The organism is Streptosporangium sp. NPDC053982, from assembly GCF_055585205.1.
Map to the genome: position 1 here is coordinate 505,151 of NZ_JBVJKQ010000001.1, position 16,649 is coordinate 521,799.

A 16,649-nucleotide genomic window follows, 5' to 3' on the forward strand; every position below is an offset into this window, starting at 1 on the left:
TCCTGTTCCCGCTGCGGAGGGAATTACGTAGCTAGAACACGTTGCAGTCATTCGGGGCCGGTCGTACCGTGGGCGCATGCGGACACGCGTCACGGACATGCTCGGCATCGAATTCCCGATCTTCGCGTTCAGCCACTGCAGGGACGTCGTCGCCGCGGTCAGCCGCGCCGGCGGGATGGGCGTGCTCGGCGCCCTCTACTTCACCCCGGAGGAGCTGGAGGTCGAGCTCGCCTGGATCGACGAGCACGCCGGCGGCCGGCCGTACGGGGTCGACGTCGTCATGCCGGCCTCCTACGAGGGCGCCGGCCTCGACGTCGACTCGCCCGAGGACCTGGTGGCGCGGCTGCAGGGGATGATCCCCGAGGGGCACCGCCGCTTCGTCGACGGCCTGCTCGCCGCGCACGGCGTGGCCGAACTGCCCGACTCCGAGGCGGGCGCGGGGAAGGTCCTGCTCGGCTGGACCGACGCCACCGCCCGGCCGCAGGTCGAGGTGGCGCTGCGGCACCCGATCGCCCTGCTGGCCAACGCCCTCGGGCCGCCGCCCGCCGACGTCGTCGAGGCGGCGCACGCGCGGGGGGTGCGGGTGGCGGCGCTGGCCTCCACGCCCCGGCACGCGGTCAAGCAGGTCGAGGTGGGCGTGGACATCGTCGTCGCCCAGGGCACCGAGGCGGGCGGGCACACCGGCGACATCTCCACCATGGTGCTGATACCGCAGGTCGTGGACGCCGTGGACGTGCCCGTACTGGCCGCCGGGGGCATCGGGAACGGCCGGCAGATGGCGGCAGGCATGGCGCTCGGAGCCGAGGGGGTGTGGACCGGCTCCGTCTGGCTGGCCGTGGAGGAGGCCGACACCCCCGAGCCGGCCCGGCGGCGCATCCTCGCGGCCACCTCCCGCGACACCGTCCGCTCGCGCTCGTGGACGGGCAAGCCCGCGCGCCTGCTGCGCAACGAGTGGACCGAGGCGTGGGAGGCCGAGGGCTCGCCCGGCACGCTGCCGATGCCGCTGCAGTTCATGCTGGTCTCCGACGCCCTGCGCAGGATCGGCCGGTCCGACGCCGCGGAGCTGGCGACCTTCCCCGCGGGACAGATCATCGGGGCGATGAACCAGGTGCGGTCCGCCAAGGAGGTGGTCTTCACGATGGTCGAGGAGTACATCGAGGCCGTCGAGCGCCTGGGCCGCCTGTCGGGCGACGGGTAGGGGACCCGCCCGCCGTCAGGTGAAGCGGCGGTAGGTGACGGCCCTCGATCCCGCCACGTCGGCCACCCTGGCCTCCTGGACCACCGTCCCGGTGTGCGGGGCGTGGATCATCTTGCCGTCGCCGATGTAGATGCCGCAGTGCGTGGCGGGGTTGCCGAAGGTGATCACGTCCCCGGGCTGGAGCGGGAGCGTGGCCGGTTTCCCGCTCACCCGGTAGCCCTCGGCCGTGGTGTCGCCGATCTTGATCCCGGCCTGGTTCAGGCAGTAGTACACGAGCCCGGAGCAGTCGAAGGCGCGGGGGCCGTTGGCGCCCCAGACGTACGGCTTGCCGAGGTGGGTCCGTACGGCGGACACGATGTCGGCCCCGGTCCCCGAACCCGTCACGTACGGCAGGGCGTCCGCGGTGGCGACGCCGCCTCCGCCGCCCCCGCCGCCGCCGGGTGACCAGGGCGCGCCGCCGGGCGGGGCGCCGGTCGCCGAGGCGAGCGAGGTGGTGCGGACGGGGGTGCGGTCCGCCGGTATCCACCCGTCGACGCTGCCGTCCTTGGGCGCGAACTCCTGCCCCGCCGGGGCCGCGATCTTGCCGAACGTCGAGGAGAGGTCGCGGAGGTACCCGTCTATCTTGCCCTTGGCGGTGGAGAGCGCGGTCTCGGCCGTGGTCACGTGTCCCTCGGCGCTGGTGACGGACCGGCCGACCGCCGTGCTGATCTGCTCCTTGGTGGCGCGCGGGTTGCCGCGGTGCCAGTCGAGGAGGGCGGAGCAGACCTCGTCGATCTTGCTCTTGGCCGTGTGCACGGCGTCGGCGGCGTCGTCGAGGGCGTTGGCGCAGTCGCGGAGCGTGTCGCGCAGCTCGTTGCCCGCCTCGGGATAGGCCCGCATGTACCGCACGAACGCGTCGGCCGAGTCGCCGTGCCAGGCTCCGTACACCTTCCGGCGGATCGCCCCGTCCAGGTCGTCGAACGGCTCGGCGCTCTTGGTGGCGGCGTCCCGCCAGCGTTTCGCGATCGCGCGGATCTCCCCGGGGTTCCCGTCCGCCTTGGCCGCCAGCGCGACCAGCCGCTCCCCGCCCAGGCTTCGCACGGCTCCCATGTCGGTCATACCGCGCGTGTGCCCTTCCCGTGGCCCGGCTCGGTCTTCCGGATGTTCCGCTCGACGTTGTCCAGGGCCCGCTCCACGTCGTCGAGGCGGTTCTTCCCGGCGCGGACGTCGGCGTCCACGTGCTTCTCCACCCGGCCCGCCGTGGCGGCCAGCTCCGCGCCGCCCTTCAGCGTGCCGAAGAGGGAGGCGCCCACCTCGGCGGGGAAGCCCTCGCGGGCGTCCGTCAGCTCGCGTCCCCGCCGGTGTGCCAGCCGGCCGAGTTCGAGGAGTGCCTGGCGGCTCCACTCGATGTCCGTCGCCACGATCGGGTCCTTTCGCCGCCGCCCCGGAACCGGCCGCTCGTGGGGGGTCGGCCGGCTGCTCGTGCGAAATCACCTGCCAAAGCTACCGAAAAGGATCATATAAGAAACGGCTCAAATTTCCGGGTTTTTCGGGCATGGGATCAGCCGGCGAGTTCGCGGACGCCCTTCACCAGCCGGTCCACGTCGGACTCGTCGGTGTACGGCGCGATCCCCGCCCGGACCGCGCCCGCGTCGCCGAGTCCCAGCCTCCGCGAGCACTCCAGCGCGTAGAAGCTGCTGGCAGGCGCGTTGACCCCGCGCTCGGCCAGCAGCCGGTAGGCGTCGGCCGGGGTGACGCCGCCCGGGGAGAACAGCGTCGTCGGGGTGCGCCTGCGTCCCGCCGCGCCGTACAGGGTGACGCCCGGGATGCCGGTCAGACCCGCGTCGAGCCGGTCGAGCATGGCCCGCTCGTGCTCCTCCAGCGCGCCCATCGAGGCGGCCAGCCGCTCGCGCCGGCTCCCGCTCCCCGGAACCAGGCCCGCGAGGAAGTCGACCGCCGCCGTCGTGCCGGCGAGCAGTTCGTAGGGCAGCGTGCCCACCTCGAACCGCTCGGGTACGGCGTCGGACGAGGGCAGCAGCTTGTCGGGGTGCACGGTCTCCAGCAGCGCGGGATCGGCGGCGAGCACCCCCAGGTGCGGTCCTAGGAACTTGTACGGCGAGCAGGCGTAGAAGTCGGCGCCGAGCGCCCCCATGTCGACCAGGGCGTGCGGGGTCAGGTGCACGCCGTCGACGTAGAGCAGCGCCCCGGCCGCGTGCACCGCCTCCGCGATCGCCGGGACGTCCGGCCGGGTGCCCAGCAGGTTGGATGCGGCGGTGACGGCGACCAGCCGGGTGCGCCCGGTGAGCAGGCCCGTGACGGCCCCGACGGGCAGCTCGCCGGTGGCCGGGTCGAAGTCGGCGCGGCGCACCGTGGCCCCGCGCGCCTCGGCCGCCTGCACCCACGGCCGGATGTTCGCGTCGTGGTCCAGCGTGGTGACCACGACCTCGTCGCCCGGACCCCACTCCTTGGCCAGCGCGCGGGCCATGTCGTAGGTCAGCTGCGTCATGCTGCGCCCGAACACGATGCCCGCCGGGTCGGCCGCGAGCAGGTCGGCCATGGCCTGCCGCGCCCCGGTCACGATCCCGTCGGCGCGGCGTTCGGCGGCGGTCATGACGCCCCGGTTGGACACCGCCGCGCGCAGCGTGCCCGCCACGGCGTCCGCGACCACGTCGGGGACCTGTGAGCCGCCGGGGCCGTCGAAGTGCGCGGCCCCCTCCTCCAGCGCCGGAAAGTGCGCCCGCACAGTCGCCACGTCGTACGTCATGAAGCCTCCTGAAGACGAATGTCCCTGGTTCAGCTCCCCGATTATCAGCATTTCTCCCCCGAAGGGCTCAATCGTCTGATCCCAAGAACGATCCGGAGGATCATCGTCCGGGGATGTGCGCGAGGCCGGTCGCCGGAAAGCCGTGCCGTCCACCATGAAGAGACCTTCCGATTGCTACTTCAAGTAGTAAACTGGATGGATGAAAGGGTCTGAACAACGGTTCGCCCCCGGGGACGGCCCGGCGGCCAAGGTCAGTGTCTCCCTGCGTGCCGGCAACATTCGAGCCGTCAGGGAACGTGTCGGAGCACGAGGGTTCTCGGCCTATGTGGACGCCGCAGTCGAGCGGCAGATCGAGCGGGATCTTCTGGAGGAGGCGCTCCAGGAGAACGAGACGGTTTCCGGGCCGATCCCGCAGGCGCTGCGCGACGAGGCCGCCGAGCTGTTCCGCGAGGTGAAGTCCGCGCCCGAGCTTCAGGAAGAGGGCGGATGGCGCGCGCACGAAGCAGGCTGAGCGCCGGCACCGTCGTCCTCGACTGCGAGGGGCTCGTCAGGTGGTGCGCCGCCGACCCGAAAGTGACCGCGATCGTGCGTGAGGCCCAGGACAACGACTTCCGAGTCGTGGTCAGCGCTATGACCCCGATCGAGGCTCAGGACGTCCGCGTGAAAGGCGGCCGCCTCCGGTGGCACCTGTCCCGGTTGAAGGTCGAGCCGGTCACCGAGGAGATTTGTTCGCGGGCGATCGGCCTCCTTCGCGATGCCCGCCTGCACGGTCACAAGTACGCCATCGACGCAGTGGTGGCCGCGACGGCGTTGGAAGCCGTCAGACCGGTGATCGTCCTCACCTCCGACGAGGACGACATGTACAAGCTCTGCGGCAAGACCGTCAGGGTCGTCGGCGTCTGAGGTCTACCGGCGCCCCGGCGGAGGGCGAGCCGGGGTGCCGGCGATGCTCATCTGCCGTGGTAGACCGCGGGGCGCTTCTCGCGGAAGGCGCGGGCGCCCTCCTTGGCGTCCTCGGAGCCGATCACCGGCCAGCCGATGGCGTCGGCGACCGCCAGCGCCTCGGCCTCGGGCATGCCCAGGGTCTCGCGGTGGGTGCGCAGGATGGCCTGTACGGCCAGCGGCCCGCACTCGGCGACCCGGCCGGCGAGCTCCAGGGCCTCCTCCAGCGCCTTGCCGTCCGGGACGACCCGGTTGACCAGCCCCATCTCCAGGGCCTCCCGCGCCGTGACGGACCGGCCGGTCAGCAGCAGGTCCATGGCGAAGGCGTAGGGGATCTGCCGCGGCAGCCGTACGGCGGAGCCCCCCATCGGGAACAGCGCGCGGCGGGCCTCGAACAGGCCGAGGACGGCGGACTCGGCGGCCACCCGCAGGTCGGTGCCGACGAGCAGCTCGGTGCCGCCGGCCACGGCGTACCCCTCGACCGCGCAGACGACCGGCTTCGACGGCAGGGCGCCGGGGTCGCGCAGCAGGCCCTTCCAGTGGACGTCGGGGATCTTCGCGGCCCGCTCCCGCACCCGGGGGTCCTCCGAGGGGGCGCCCATGGCCTTGAGGTCGGCGCCCGCGCAGAACGTCCCGCCCGCGCCGGTCAGCACGGCGACGCGGACGTCCGGCTCGGCCGAGACGTAGGCCCAGGCGTCGGCCAGGCCGACCAGCATGTCCGTCGACAGGGCGTTGCGGGCCTCCGGCCGGTCCATGGTCACCACGACGACGTGGCCGTCGCGCTCGACCCGGCAGTGCGGCGTGCTGATCGGCAGGAGTTCCACGGGGCCTCCGGTCTACTGTCAAGCGCTTGCTCGGTCAGGTCGGGCGGGTTACCCTGCCCATGCTTGTGAGAACAGATTCTCGTTCCATCTTCCCCGTATCACCAGAGGTTTCATCAATAACGAGAACGTGATTCACTTTGGCGGTCGGGCCCTTTCGCATTGTCGGGAAGGATCTGTGATGGGCACGCTCGGCTTCTGGAGACTGGCGCAGGCCGATCCCGACTGGATCGCGGCCGTGGACCCCGACGGCACCCCGCACCGCGCCGGCGACCTGCTCGCCCGCGCCGACCGCCTCGTGCACGCGCTGCGGGACCTGGGGATGAAGACCGGGGACGGACTGTGCGGCCTGGCGCCCAACGGCGCGGACGGGCTCGTGCTCTACCTCGCGGCGCTGCAGGCCGGGTGGTATTACACGCCGGTCAACTGGCACCTCACCGGCCCGGAGATCGGCCACATCGTCGCCGACAGCGAGGCCCGCGCGTTCTTCGTCCACGAGCGCTTCGCCGCCGAGGGCACGCGCGGGGCGGCCGCGTCGGGGATCGACCCGTCCCGGGTCTTCGCCCTGGGGGACGTGCCGGGCGCGCGCCCGGTCGCCGAACTGGTCGCCGGGCATCCCGCCACCACCCCGGCCGCCCGTACGGCGGGCGCCACCATGCACTACACCTCCGGCACCACCGGCCGGCCCAAGGGCGTCCGCCGGCCGCTGAGCGGCCTGGACCCCGACGACGGGGCCGAGCTGATGACGTTCCTGCTCGCGATGTTCGGCATGACCCCGGGCGGCGGGAACGTCCACCTGGTCACCTCGCCGGGCTACCACACCGCGGTCACCCAGTTCGGCGGCTCCGCCCTGCACATGGGTCACACGCTCGTCTTCATGGACCGCTGGGACGCCGAGGAGATGCTCCGGCTCTGCGAGCGGCACCGGGTGACCAGCTCGCACATGGTCCCCACCCACTTCAAGCGCCTGCTCTCGCTGCCCGAGGAGGTCAGGGGCGCCTACGACCTGTCGTCGCTGCGGTGGATGATCCACGCCGCCGCGCCCTGCCCGGTACCGGTCAAGCGGGCGATGCTCGACTGGTGGGGCGACTGCGTCTACGAGTACTACGCGGCCACCGAGGGCGGCGGCACGATCGCGACCCCCGAGGACTGGAAGAAGCACCCCGGCACCGTCGGGCGGCCCTGGCCGATCAGCGAGCTGCTCGTCGTGGACGACGACCTGCGGCCCGTCCCGCCCGGCACTCCCGGCACGGTCTACATGAAGATGGCCGGCGCGGACTTCGAGTACAAGGGCGACCGGGCCAAGACCGACGCCGGCCGCCTCGACGGCTTCTTCACCGTCGGCGACATCGGCTACCTCGACGGGGACGGCTTCCTGTTCCTCTGCGACCGGAAGGCGGACCTGATCATCTCCGGTGGGGCCAACATCTACCCGGCCGAGATCGAGAACGAGCTGATGGTCCACCCCAAGGTCGCCGACGTGGCCGTGTTCGGCGTCCCGGACGAGGAGTGGGGCGAGCAGATCAAGGCCGTGGTCGAGCCCGCACCCGGCGTCGAGCCCTCACCCGAGCTGGCAGCCGAGCTCGTCGAGTCGCTCCGGGGCCGGTTGTCCACCATGAAGTGGCCGAAGTCGGTGGACTTCATCGCGGAGATGCCGCGCGAGCCCAACGGCAAGCTCCTCAAACGCAGGCTGCGGGACCCGTACTGGGAGGGGCGCGACCGTGCCATCTGAACGACCCGGCCGCGCCGCGTGGACACGGCCACGGACCACCGCATGGTCCTGGACCGCCGTCCGGCCCTGGACCGCCGTCCGGCCCCGGAACGGGAGGCGCCGATGATCCCGCGGACGCGGCACGTGCTGGAGTTCCCCGGCGGTTACACCCGGACGACCGGGCCGGTGATCGGCCGGTTCCTCACCGAGCTGCGCGACCGCCGCCTCGTCGGCGTCCGCACCGCGACGGGCCGGACGCTGGTGCCGCCGCTGGAGTACGACCCGGACACCGGGGACGCCGTCACCGACGAGTTCGTCGAGGTCGGTCCGGCCGGGACGGTCGGGAGCTGGTCGTGGGCGGGCTCCCCGCGCGCCGGCCACCCCCTGGACCGGCCGTTCGCCTGGGCCCTGATCCGCCTGGACGGCGCCGACACCTCCCTGCTGCACGCGGTGGACGCGGGCGACGTCCGGGCCATGCGTCCCGGCCTGCGGGTCCGGCCCCGCTGGCGGGCCGAGCGCACCGGCCACGTCACCGACATCGAGTGCTTCGTCCCGGAGGTCACCGCGATGACCGCTCCGGTGCGGGTGGAGTACAGCGTCACGCCGGGGCTGGCGCTCGCCCGCTTCCTGGAGGGCATCGCCCGGGGCGTCTTCCTCGGCAGCCGCTGCGACTCCTGCGGCAAGGTGTACGTGCCCTACCGGCTGTCCTGCCCCGAGTGCGGCGTCGCCGTCACCGAGGAGGTCGTGCTGCCCGGCACCGGGACGGTCACCACCTTCGCGATCAACAACCTCCCGGACCCGCGCGCCCCCGAGGTGCCGTTCGTGTCGGCCTACGTCCGGCTCGACGGCGCCGACGTCCCCATGATCGTCCTGATCGGCGGGGTCCCGGCCCACGAGGTGCGGGAGGGCATGCGGGTGCGGGCGGTGTGGGTCCCCGAGGCCGAACGCGGGCCGTCCATGGACAGCGTGCGGTGGTTCGCCCCCACCGGCGAGCCGGACGAGGAGACGTGATGCGCGAGGACCACACGGGGCGCGGCGCGGGACCCGCGGCGGGCGGCGCCGTACGGGAGGGGGTGTGATGCGCGAGGTCGCGGTGGTGGCGTTCGCGCAGACCCGGCACAGCGCCGTCGACGAGGGCCGCAGCGAGCCGGAGATGATCCTCGGCCCGCTGGAGGAGGTCCGCCGGGCGACGGGGCTGCGCCGGTTCGGCTTCACCTGCTCGGGCTCGTGCGACTACCTGGCGGGCGCGCCGTTCTCCTTCGTCTCCGCGCTGGACGCGCTCGGCGCCTGGCCGCCGATCTCCGAGAGCCACGTGGAGATGGACGCCGCCTGGGCGCTGTACGAGGCGTGGGCCAGGCTGCAGCACGGCGACGTCGACTCCGCCCTCGTCTACGGCTTCGGCAAGTCGTCCCAGGGCGACCTGCGGGAGATCATGACGCTCCAACTCGACCCCTACTACCTGGCTCCGCTCGGCCTCGACCAGGTGTCCCTCGCCGCGCTCCAGGCGTCGGCCGTGTCCGCCGATCGCGCCGAACTGGACGAGATCGTACGGCGCAGCCGCGCCGCCGGGCGGGCCAACCCCTGCGCCCTCGACCTGCCCGACCCCGAGGGGGAGGAGTTCGAGGTCGCGCCGCTGAGGCCGTACGACATCGCCCCGATCACCGACGGCGCCGCCGCGGTGGTGCTGGCCGCCGGCGACCTGGCCCGGGAGCTGTGTGAGCGGCCCGCGTGGATAAAGGGCGTCGCCCACCGCATAGAGCCGCACTACCCGGGCATGAGAGATCTCGCCCGGTCGGCCTCCGCCGCCGATGCCGCGCGAGCGGCGGGGGCCGGCGAGGGTCATCCCGACGTGGCCGAACTGCACGCCCAGTTCAGCCACGAGGAGATCGTGCTGCGCCGGGCGCTGGACATCCCCGACGCCACGGACGTCAACCCCAGCGGCGGGCCGCTGGCCGCCAACCCCGTCATGGCCACCGGCCTCATCCGGATCGGCGAGGCCGCCCGTCACGTCATGGAGGGAAGGGCCGGCCGCGCCGTCGCGCACGCCGCCGGCGGCCCCTGCCTCCAGCACAACCTCGTCGCCGTGCTGGAGGGCTGAAGATGAACCGTTGCGCGGTGATCGGGGTCGGCCAGACGCGGTACACGACGCGGCGGCGCGACGTCTCCCTCGCCGGACTCGTCCGCGAGGCGGCGTTGCGCGCCCTGGAGGACGCCGGGCTGACCTGGAAGGACATCGACGCCGTCGTCATCGGCAAGGCGCCCGACCTGTTCGAGGGCGTGATGATGCCGGAGGCGTACCTCGCCGACGCGCTCGGCGCGGCGGGCAAGCCGATGATGCGGGTGCACACCGCCGGCTCGGTCGGCGGGTCCACCGCGCTGGCCGGGACCTCGCTCATCCAGGGCGGCGTGCACGGCCGGGTGCTCACGGTGGCGTTCGAGAAGCAGTCGGAGTCCAACGCGACCTGGGCGCTGTCCACGCACCTGCCGTTCAGCGCCTCGCTGGTGGTCGGCGCGGGAGGCTACTTCGCGCCGCACATCCGCGAGTACATCCGCCGCTCCGGCGCGCCGGAGCACATCGGCACGCTGGTGGCGGTCAAGGACCGGCGCAACGCGCTGCGCAACCCCTACGCCCACCTGCGCATCCCCGGCATCGACCGGGCCATGGTCGAGGCGACGCCGATGCTGTGGGAGCCGATCCGCTACCTGGAGACCTGCCCGTCCTCCGACGGCGCGTGCGCGATGGTGCTGGCCGCCGAGGACCGGCTCACCGGCTCCGTCCCCGCCTGGGTCCTGGGCGCGGCCATGCGGTCCGAGCCGATCTTCCGGGCGGGCCGCGACACCGTGAACCCCCGGGGCGGCCGGGACTGCGCCGCCGACGTGTACCGGCAGGCGGGGGTCACCGACCCGCGCCGGGAGATCGACGTGGCCGAGGTGTACGTGCCCTTCTCCTGGTACGAGCCGATGTGGCTGGAGAACCTCGGGTTCGCCCCCGAAGGGGAGGGATGGAAGCTCACCGAGTCCGGCGCCACCGCCCTGGACGGCGACATCCCGTGGAACGCCTCCGGCGGGGTGCTGTCGAGCAACCCCATCGGCGCGTCCGGGATGATCCGGTTCGCCGAGGCGGCGCTCCAGGTCAGGGGAATGGCGGGTGAGCACCAGGTGGACGGCGTCCGGCGGGCCCTCGGGCACGCCTACGGGGGAGGCGCCCAGTTCTTCGCGATGTGGATGGTCGGCAGCGACAGACCCTGACCCCTCCGGGAGGGCCGAATGGAGTTCAACCACGCGGATCTGTTCGAGGGCCTCGCGGACGCGGTCGGGGACCGGGTCGCCGTCGTCTGCGGTGACGACCGGATGACCTACGCCGGGCTGGACGCCGAGGCCAACCGGCTGGCCCACCACCTCCTCGCCGTGGGCGTGCGGGCCGGGGAGCACGTCGGCATCCAGCTCCGCAACGGCGTCGAGTACGTCGCGGGCCTGCTGGCCGCTCTGAAGATCCGGGCCGTGCCGGTCAACGTCAACCACCGCTACGTCGAGGAGGAGCTGCTGCACCTCTACCGCGACTCCGACATCGTGGCCCTGCTGTTCGACGCGGAGTTCGACGGGCGGGTGTCGGCCGTGGCGCCGCGGGCCGAACGGCTCGGGCACCTGATCGTGGCGGGCGGCCCCTCCTCGCTCGGGACGGCGGTGCCGTACGAGGCGGCGCTGGCCGGGCAGCCGGCCACGCGCGGCTTCCCGGAGCGATCGGGCGACGACGTCTACATCATCTACACCGGCGGAACCACCGGCATGCCCAAGGGCGTGATGTGGCGGTGCGAGGACCTGTTCTTCGCCTTCGGCGGCGGCAACCCGTACGGCGAGCCGCGCGCCACGCCGCGCGAGGTCGTCGAGGCGGCCGTGGCGGGCCGGCCGTTCAGCATGATGGCGGCGGCCCCGCTGATGCACGGCGCGGCCCAGATGGCCACCTTCATCACCTGGTGGCTGGGCGGCACCATGGTCTACGTCCGCCGGTTCGACCCGGCCGAGGTGCTGCGGGCCATCGAGCGGGAGCGCGTCGTGTCGATCAACATCACCGGCGACGCGATGGCCCGCCCGCTGGCCGAGGAGATCGCCCGGGGCGGCCACGACCTGTCGTCGCTGTTCGTGGTCAGCTCCACCGGCGCCATCCTGAGCGGAGCCGTCCGCGATCGGCTGGCCGAGCTGCTGCCGGACCGGATGATCATGGACGGCTTCGGCTCCAGCGAGTCCGGCTACACCGCCTCCGCCGTCCCGGGCTCCTCACCGGAGTCGGGGCAGCGGTTCCGCGTCAACGACGGCTCCGGCCTGGCCGTGCTCGACGAGAACCTGGAGCCGGTCGAGCCCGGGTCCGGAAAGCTCGGCACGGTCGCCAAGAGCGGCCGGATCGCGTTCGGCTACTACCGCGACGAGGACAAGACGCGCCGCACCTTCGTCACCGATCGGGCGGGCACCCGCTGGCTGCTCACCGGCGACATCGCCGCCGTCGAGGAGGACGGCACCCTGACGATCTTCGGCCGGGGGTCGGCCTGCATCAACACCGGCGGTGAGAAGGTCTTCCCCGAGGAGGTCGAGGCGGTCCTCAAGGGCCACCCCGCGGTCTTCGACGCGGTGGTCGCCGGGGTCCCCGACGAGCGGTGGGGCGAGCGGGTCGCCGCCGTGGTCGAGCCCCGGCCGGGCGTCGCCCCCTCGGCCGAGGAGTTGACCGCGCACTGCCGTACCCGGCTGTCCGGCTACAAGGTGCCGCGCGTCTTCGCCTTCGTCGAGAAGATGGTCCGCTCCCCGGCGGGCAAGGCCGACTACCGCTGGGCCCGGGAGACCGCCCTGTCCGCCACGTCACCATGAGCCCGCTCGGGGGCGCCGGTGTCTGGACCCGCGAGGGGCACCGGTGTCTGGACTGAGGAGCGCAGCCGCGGAGCGGCGGAGTGACGAGGGAAGACACCGGGTAAGAGCCCCCGAGCTGCGACGCGCAGCGTCGCAATGAGCACAGTAAAATATTACCCCCTGTTGCGGAAAGCGCTTACCGTAAGAGAGTGGTTCTCGTGTGCCTCCATGGGGGCGCTTCACGGTGATGAAAGGTTGCTCCGCGTTGATCCACTCATATGACCCCCGGACCGGCGAGTCCTTCGGTGACCCCTTCCCCCTCACCTCCGACGAGGAGGTGGACGCCGCCGTCCGCGCCGCGCACGCCGCCGCACCCGCCTGGCGGGCCGCCGACAGGGCCGTCGTGCTCGAAGCGGTCGCCGACGCGCTGGAGGCGAACATCGAGGAGCTGTGGCGGGCCGCCGACGCCGAGACCGCCCTCGGCGAGGTACGGTTGCGCGGCGAGGTCGGCCGGGCCGCCGGGCAGTTCCGGCTCTTCGCCCGGGTCCTGCGCGACGGCGCCCACGTCGAGGCGGTGATCGACCACGCCAAGGCGGAGCCGCCCACCCCCGACCTGCGCCGCATGAACCACCCGCTGCCCGGCGTGGCCGGCGTGTTCGCGGCGAGCAACTTCCCCTTCGCGTTCTCGGTCGCCGGCGGCGACACCGCCTCGGCACTGGCCGCCGGCTGCCCGGTGGTGGTCAAGGCGCACGACGGGCACCCCCGCACCTCCGAGCTGTCCCACCGGATCATCCAGGGCGCCCTGCCCGACCCCGCGCTCCTCGGCCTCGTCCGGGGGCTGGACGCCGGCAAGGCCCTGGCGCGGCACCCCGAGGTGGCGGCGGTCGGCTTCACCGGGTCGATCCCCGGCGGCAAGGCCATCCAGGCGCTCATCGACGAGCGGCCCGATCCGATCCCGTTCTACGGCGAGCTGGGCAGCGTCAACCCGGTGGTCGTCCTGCCCTCCGCCCTGTCCCAGGACCACGGCAAGGGCCTGGCGGCGGGGTTCGCCGCCTCGCTCACCCTGGGCGTCGGCCAGTTCTGCACCAATCCGGGCCTGGTGTTCGTGCCCGACGACGCCGAGCTGCTGAAGTCCGTCGCCGAGGCGGTCGCCGCCACCGCGGGCGGACCGATGCTGACCGAGCGGATGCGGGGCGGGTTCCTGCACGGGCTGGAGCGGCTGGGCGCGCTCACCCCCCTCGCCGAGGGACGGCCCGGCGAGGGCGCGTTCGCGGTGACGCCGCAGGTGTTCACCGTCGATCTGGCGGCGTTCGCCGAGGCCCTGCCCGGCATCGCCGAGGAGTGCTTCGGCCCCGCTGCGATCGTGGTCACCTACGCCGACCCCGCCGAGCTGCCCGCCGTACTGGAGCGGCTGGACGGGGCGCTCACCGCCACCGTCCACGGAAGCGACCCCGGAGAGGCCCGCGAGGTCGCCGAGGTGCTCCTCGGGAAGGCCGGGAGGCTGATCTGGAACGGCTGGCCCACCGGGGTCGCGGTGAGCTGGGCGATGCACCACGGCGGCCCCTGGCCCTCCAGCACCGCCCCCGCCCACACCTCGGTCGGCGCCGCCGCGATCCGCCGCTGGCTGACGCCCGTCTCCTACCAGGACTGGCCCGCCGAGCTGCTCCCGCCGGAGCTGCGCGACGACAACCCCCTCGGCGTCCCGCGCCGGGTCGACGGGGTCCTGCGGACCGGAGGGTGACGCGAGGCCGGGGGACGGCCGGCGGCACCGGGCACTCAAGGAAGACCGGGCACTCAAGGAAGACCGGGCACTCAAGGAAGACCGGGCACTCAAGGAAGACCGGACGCTAAAGGAAAACCGGCGCCTCCGCGTCTAGGCGGCATGAGCGAGGCGCGGAATGTGACGGCGGACGACTTCGCCGAGTGGTACGCCGAGGCGTTCGTGGAGATCCGGCGAGCGGTGACGCTCGCCGTGGGCGACGCCGACCTCGGCGAGGAGGCCACGGCCGAGGCGTTCGCCAGGGCACTGGTGCACTGGCCGAAGGTCCGGCGGGCGGACTCCCGGCGCGCCTGGGTGTACCGGGTCGCGCTGAACGAGGCCCGGTCGAGGTTCCGGCGGCTGCGCCTGGAACGCCGGTACCTGCAACGCCGCCGGGCGGAGGGGGAGCTTCATCACCCTCCGCCCGAGGAACCGGACACCGCGCTGTGGCGGGCGGTGTCCGGCCTTCCGCCCCGGACCAGGACCGCGGTCGTGCTGCGGTACGTCGCGGACCTGAGCGTGGCGGAGGTGGCCGAGGCGATGGGGGTGGCGACCGGTTCGGTCTCGGCGACCCTGCACCATGCCCGCAGACGCCTCGCTCAGGTGCTGTCCGAGGAGCCGAAGGGGGCAGAGCGATGACGTCGATCGACGAGGACGAGCTGCGGAGGCTGGGGGACCATCTGCCGGCGGGGCCGGCCCGCCCGCTGGCGGAGATCGAGGACCGCGCCCGCACGCTGCGCCGCCGGCGGCGCAGCGCACACGTCGCGGTCGCGGTGGCGGGGACCGTGGCCGGAGCGGTGGTGCTGGCGCTCTCCGGGGTCGTCGTCCCGGGGCAGCCCTGGGAGCGGCCGGCGGGAACCACCGCCTGGGACGTGTTCGCCCCGCCCCCCGCCCAGGCGGGAGGACTGGAATGCGTCGACTCGCTCACCGACCCGGGCGCACTGCCGCCCGAGGGGCGCTATCTGCCGGCGCGTTCGCTGCCGGCGCCCCCACTGACCGGTTTCGCGGCCGCCGTGGCGCCGTGCGGTCCGGACGACCTCCCCGCCGAGGGCACCCGTCCCTCGGCCGTGGCCGAACAGACCGGTTCCGGCGGTCCGGACGCGACACCGGTGATCACCCTGTGGGGGCCGGGAGCGGGCCCGCTGGAGGTCGACGACCCGGACCGGCTCACCGATGTGACGGTGCGCGGTGTCGGCGGGCGGTTGGCCCGCCCCGCGGACGAGGCGGCGCGGACCGCCGGGGCGCTGGTGGTGGCCTGGCGGGAGCACGGACTGTGGTGGAGTGCCCGGTCCCGGGGGCTTCCGGCGGACAAGGTGCTCGCCGCGCTCGACGGGCTCGTCCTGGAGGGCGGTACGGTGACCCGCTGGCCGTTGCCGGAGGGCTTCACGGTCACCGTGGACTCCGCGGGGCACGCGCCGAGACCCCGATGGCGGATGAGTGCCGCCTACGGGACATTCGAGCAGGACGGCGGCTTCTCCCTGACCGTCGAGGACCGCGGCCGCAACCCCCTCGCCCACGAGGGCGCCGAGAGGGTGACGATCGCGGCGAAGGACCCCTCGGTACGCGGCACCGGCTACCTGGCGCGTGAGGGCGCGGAGGAGATCCGCCTGATCTGGATGGCGAAGGACGGCCGCCGGTTCTCCCTGGGGGGCCGTCTCAGCCGGGACGAGGCGCTGCGCGTCGCGGCCGGTCTGGAGCGGGTCGGCGCCGATGACCCCAGGATCGCCGGCAAGGTCGCCACGCCGAGGTCGTGAGGCGGTGCTCCGGGCCGTAATTGACGCAACCATTCGGTTGCCATATGGTTATGGCAACCGAATGGTTGCTATTTGGAGGTGCCCCGTGGGGTTTCCTGATCGGATCGAACGCACCGTGCGCGTGAACCGGCCGGTGGAGCGGGTGTGGGACGCCGTCACCACGGCCGAGGGACTCGGCGCCTGGTTCGGCGACAGCGCCGAGATCGACCTGAGCGTCGGCGGCACCGCGAAACTGACCTGGAAGAGCGGCGACGCGGCGGAGCTGCGCATCGAGCGGATCGAGCCGCGGACGGTCTTCGGGTACACGTGGCACATCCACGGCCTGCCCGATCACGACCCGCGCCGTACCTACGTCGAGTTCACCCTCACGCCGGACGGCGACGGCACCGTCGTCACCGTCGTCGAGACCGGATTCGCCCAGCTCGAACCGGCCGAGCACCGCGGAGCGTTCGACGGCAACACCCAGGGCTGGGCACACGAACTCGACGAGCTGGCCGCCTATCTCCATGTCTGACCAGGCGTCGGAAGCCGTCGCGGAGGCCGTCTTCGCGGCACTGGCCGACCCGAACCGGCGCGCCATCCTCGCCGCGCTCGCCGAGGGGGGACCGGCCACCGCGACGGACCTGGCCGCCAGGCTGCCGATCACCAGGCAGGGGATCGCCAAGCACCTCGCGGTGCTCGCCGAGGCGGGCCTCGTGGCGGCCGAGCCCGGCGAAAGACGCAGGATCCGCTACCGCCTGCGGGCGGAGCCGATGCGGGTCGCGCAGCGGTTCCTCGCCGCCCTGGCCCGCGACTGGGACGGACATCTCGCGGCACTGCGCTCACACCTGGAGTGATGTGCTCACATCTGGAGTGATGTCAGGACATCGCTCCCTCATGCCCGTG

General features: G+C 73.2%; 17 protein-coding genes. 13 read left to right on the plus strand and 4 right to left on the minus strand.

What is annotated here, in order from left to right; genetic code table 11:
• The first annotated feature begins 76 nt into the window (after positions 1 to 76).
• Positions 77 to 1,198 carry an NAD(P)H-dependent flavin oxidoreductase gene (locus ACZ6W9_RS02220; RefSeq protein ID WP_389958975.1) on the plus strand — a complete coding sequence of 374 codons (1,122 nt, stop codon included), beginning with the start codon at positions 77 to 79 and terminating at the stop codon, positions 1,196 to 1,198.
• Between the two features lie 15 nt (positions 1,199 to 1,213).
• On the opposite strand, the gene ACZ6W9_RS02225 is transcribed toward ACZ6W9_RS02220, so the two are convergent.
• From ACZ6W9_RS02225 to ACZ6W9_RS02235, 3 genes are all read right to left on the minus strand, one after another.
• Positions 1,214 to 2,296, minus strand: a complete 1,083-nt coding sequence (locus ACZ6W9_RS02225) for a bifunctional WXG100 family type VII secretion target/C40 family peptidase (RefSeq protein ID WP_389958977.1) — start codon at positions 2,294 to 2,296, stop codon at positions 1,214 to 1,216.
• The gene (locus tag ACZ6W9_RS02230) at positions 2,293 to 2,598 is read right to left on the minus strand and encodes a hypothetical protein (protein ID WP_389958980.1); all 306 of its coding nucleotides are present in this window, start codon (positions 2,596 to 2,598) and stop codon (positions 2,293 to 2,295) included. Before ACZ6W9_RS02230 ends, ACZ6W9_RS02225 begins: the two co-directional genes overlap by 4 nt.
• Positions 2,599 to 2,738: 140 nt before the next feature.
• Positions 2,739 to 3,941, minus strand: a complete 1,203-nt coding sequence (locus ACZ6W9_RS02235) for a cysteine desulfurase-like protein (RefSeq protein ID WP_389958983.1) — start codon at positions 3,939 to 3,941, stop codon at positions 2,739 to 2,741.
• A gap of 199 nt (positions 3,942 to 4,140) precedes the next feature.
• On the opposite strand from ACZ6W9_RS02235, the gene ACZ6W9_RS02240 reads away from it, so the two are divergent.
• Together ACZ6W9_RS02240 and ACZ6W9_RS02245 are read left to right on the plus strand one after the other, a co-directional pair.
• Positions 4,141 to 4,452, plus strand: a complete 312-nt coding sequence (locus tag ACZ6W9_RS02240) for a hypothetical protein (RefSeq protein WP_389958986.1) — start codon at positions 4,141 to 4,143, stop codon at positions 4,450 to 4,452.
• Positions 4,428 to 4,844, plus strand: a complete 417-nt coding sequence (locus ACZ6W9_RS02245) for a DNA-binding protein (protein WP_389958989.1) — start codon at positions 4,428 to 4,430, stop codon at positions 4,842 to 4,844. The genes ACZ6W9_RS02240 and ACZ6W9_RS02245 overlap by 25 nt, the downstream gene beginning before the upstream one ends.
• A gap of 47 nt (positions 4,845 to 4,891) precedes the next feature.
• Here ACZ6W9_RS02245 and ACZ6W9_RS02250 read toward each other — a convergent pair whose 3' ends face one another.
• Entirely contained in the window at positions 4,892 to 5,707 is an 816-nt protein-coding gene (locus ACZ6W9_RS02250; protein ID WP_470116577.1) for a crotonase/enoyl-CoA hydratase family protein, read from the minus strand.
• Positions 5,708 to 5,885: 178 nt separating this feature from the next.
• Between ACZ6W9_RS02250 and ACZ6W9_RS02255 the strand changes: the two genes are divergently transcribed.
• The 10 genes from ACZ6W9_RS02255 to ACZ6W9_RS02300 all read left to right on the plus strand — a co-directional run bounded on the left by ACZ6W9_RS02255 (position 5,886) and on the right by ACZ6W9_RS02300 (position 16,600).
• Positions 5,886 to 7,436 (plus strand): acyl-CoA synthetase, encoded by a 1,551-nt coding sequence (locus ACZ6W9_RS02255; protein WP_389958995.1) that lies wholly within the window; start codon positions 5,886 to 5,888, stop codon positions 7,434 to 7,436.
• Between the two features lie 102 nt (positions 7,437 to 7,538).
• The gene (locus ACZ6W9_RS02260) at positions 7,539 to 8,426 is read left to right on the plus strand and encodes a Zn-ribbon domain-containing OB-fold protein (protein WP_389958998.1); all 888 of its coding nucleotides are present in this window, start codon (positions 7,539 to 7,541) and stop codon (positions 8,424 to 8,426) included.
• 67 nt (positions 8,427 to 8,493) lie between these two features.
• On the plus strand, positions 8,494 to 9,513 hold the full coding sequence (locus tag ACZ6W9_RS02265; RefSeq protein WP_389959001.1) for a lipid-transfer protein: 1,020 nt from the start codon (positions 8,494 to 8,496) through the stop codon (positions 9,511 to 9,513).
• A 2-nt stretch (positions 9,514 to 9,515) separates the two neighbouring features.
• The gene (locus tag ACZ6W9_RS02270) at positions 9,516 to 10,664 is read left to right on the plus strand and encodes a thiolase domain-containing protein (RefSeq protein ID WP_389959003.1); all 1,149 of its coding nucleotides are present in this window, start codon (positions 9,516 to 9,518) and stop codon (positions 10,662 to 10,664) included.
• An 18-nt stretch (positions 10,665 to 10,682) separates the two neighbouring features.
• On the plus strand, positions 10,683 to 12,272 hold the full coding sequence (locus ACZ6W9_RS02275) for an acyl-CoA synthetase (RefSeq protein ID WP_470116578.1): 1,590 nt from the start codon (positions 10,683 to 10,685) through the stop codon (positions 12,270 to 12,272).
• A 244-nt stretch (positions 12,273 to 12,516) separates the two neighbouring features.
• A complete protein-coding gene (locus ACZ6W9_RS02280) occupies positions 12,517 to 13,992 on the plus strand; it encodes an aldehyde dehydrogenase (NADP(+)) (RefSeq protein WP_389959009.1) in 1,476 nt (491 codons plus the stop codon).
• 141 nt (positions 13,993 to 14,133) lie between these two features.
• Positions 14,134 to 14,649, plus strand: a complete 516-nt coding sequence (locus ACZ6W9_RS02285) for an RNA polymerase sigma factor (protein ID WP_389959012.1) — start codon at positions 14,134 to 14,136, stop codon at positions 14,647 to 14,649.
• Positions 14,646 to 15,764 (plus strand): hypothetical protein, encoded by a 1,119-nt coding sequence (locus ACZ6W9_RS02290; protein ID WP_389959015.1) that lies wholly within the window; start codon positions 14,646 to 14,648, stop codon positions 15,762 to 15,764. Before ACZ6W9_RS02285 ends, ACZ6W9_RS02290 begins: the two co-directional genes overlap by 4 nt.
• An 85-nt stretch (positions 15,765 to 15,849) precedes the next feature.
• Positions 15,850 to 16,278, plus strand: coding sequence for an SRPBCC domain-containing protein (locus ACZ6W9_RS02295; RefSeq protein WP_389959018.1), 429 nt, complete (start codon positions 15,850 to 15,852; stop codon positions 16,276 to 16,278).
• Positions 16,271 to 16,600, plus strand: coding sequence for an ArsR/SmtB family transcription factor (locus ACZ6W9_RS02300; RefSeq protein ID WP_389959020.1), 330 nt, complete (start codon positions 16,271 to 16,273; stop codon positions 16,598 to 16,600). Before ACZ6W9_RS02295 ends, ACZ6W9_RS02300 begins: the two co-directional genes overlap by 8 nt.
• Positions 16,601 to 16,649: the final 49 nt, after the last annotated feature.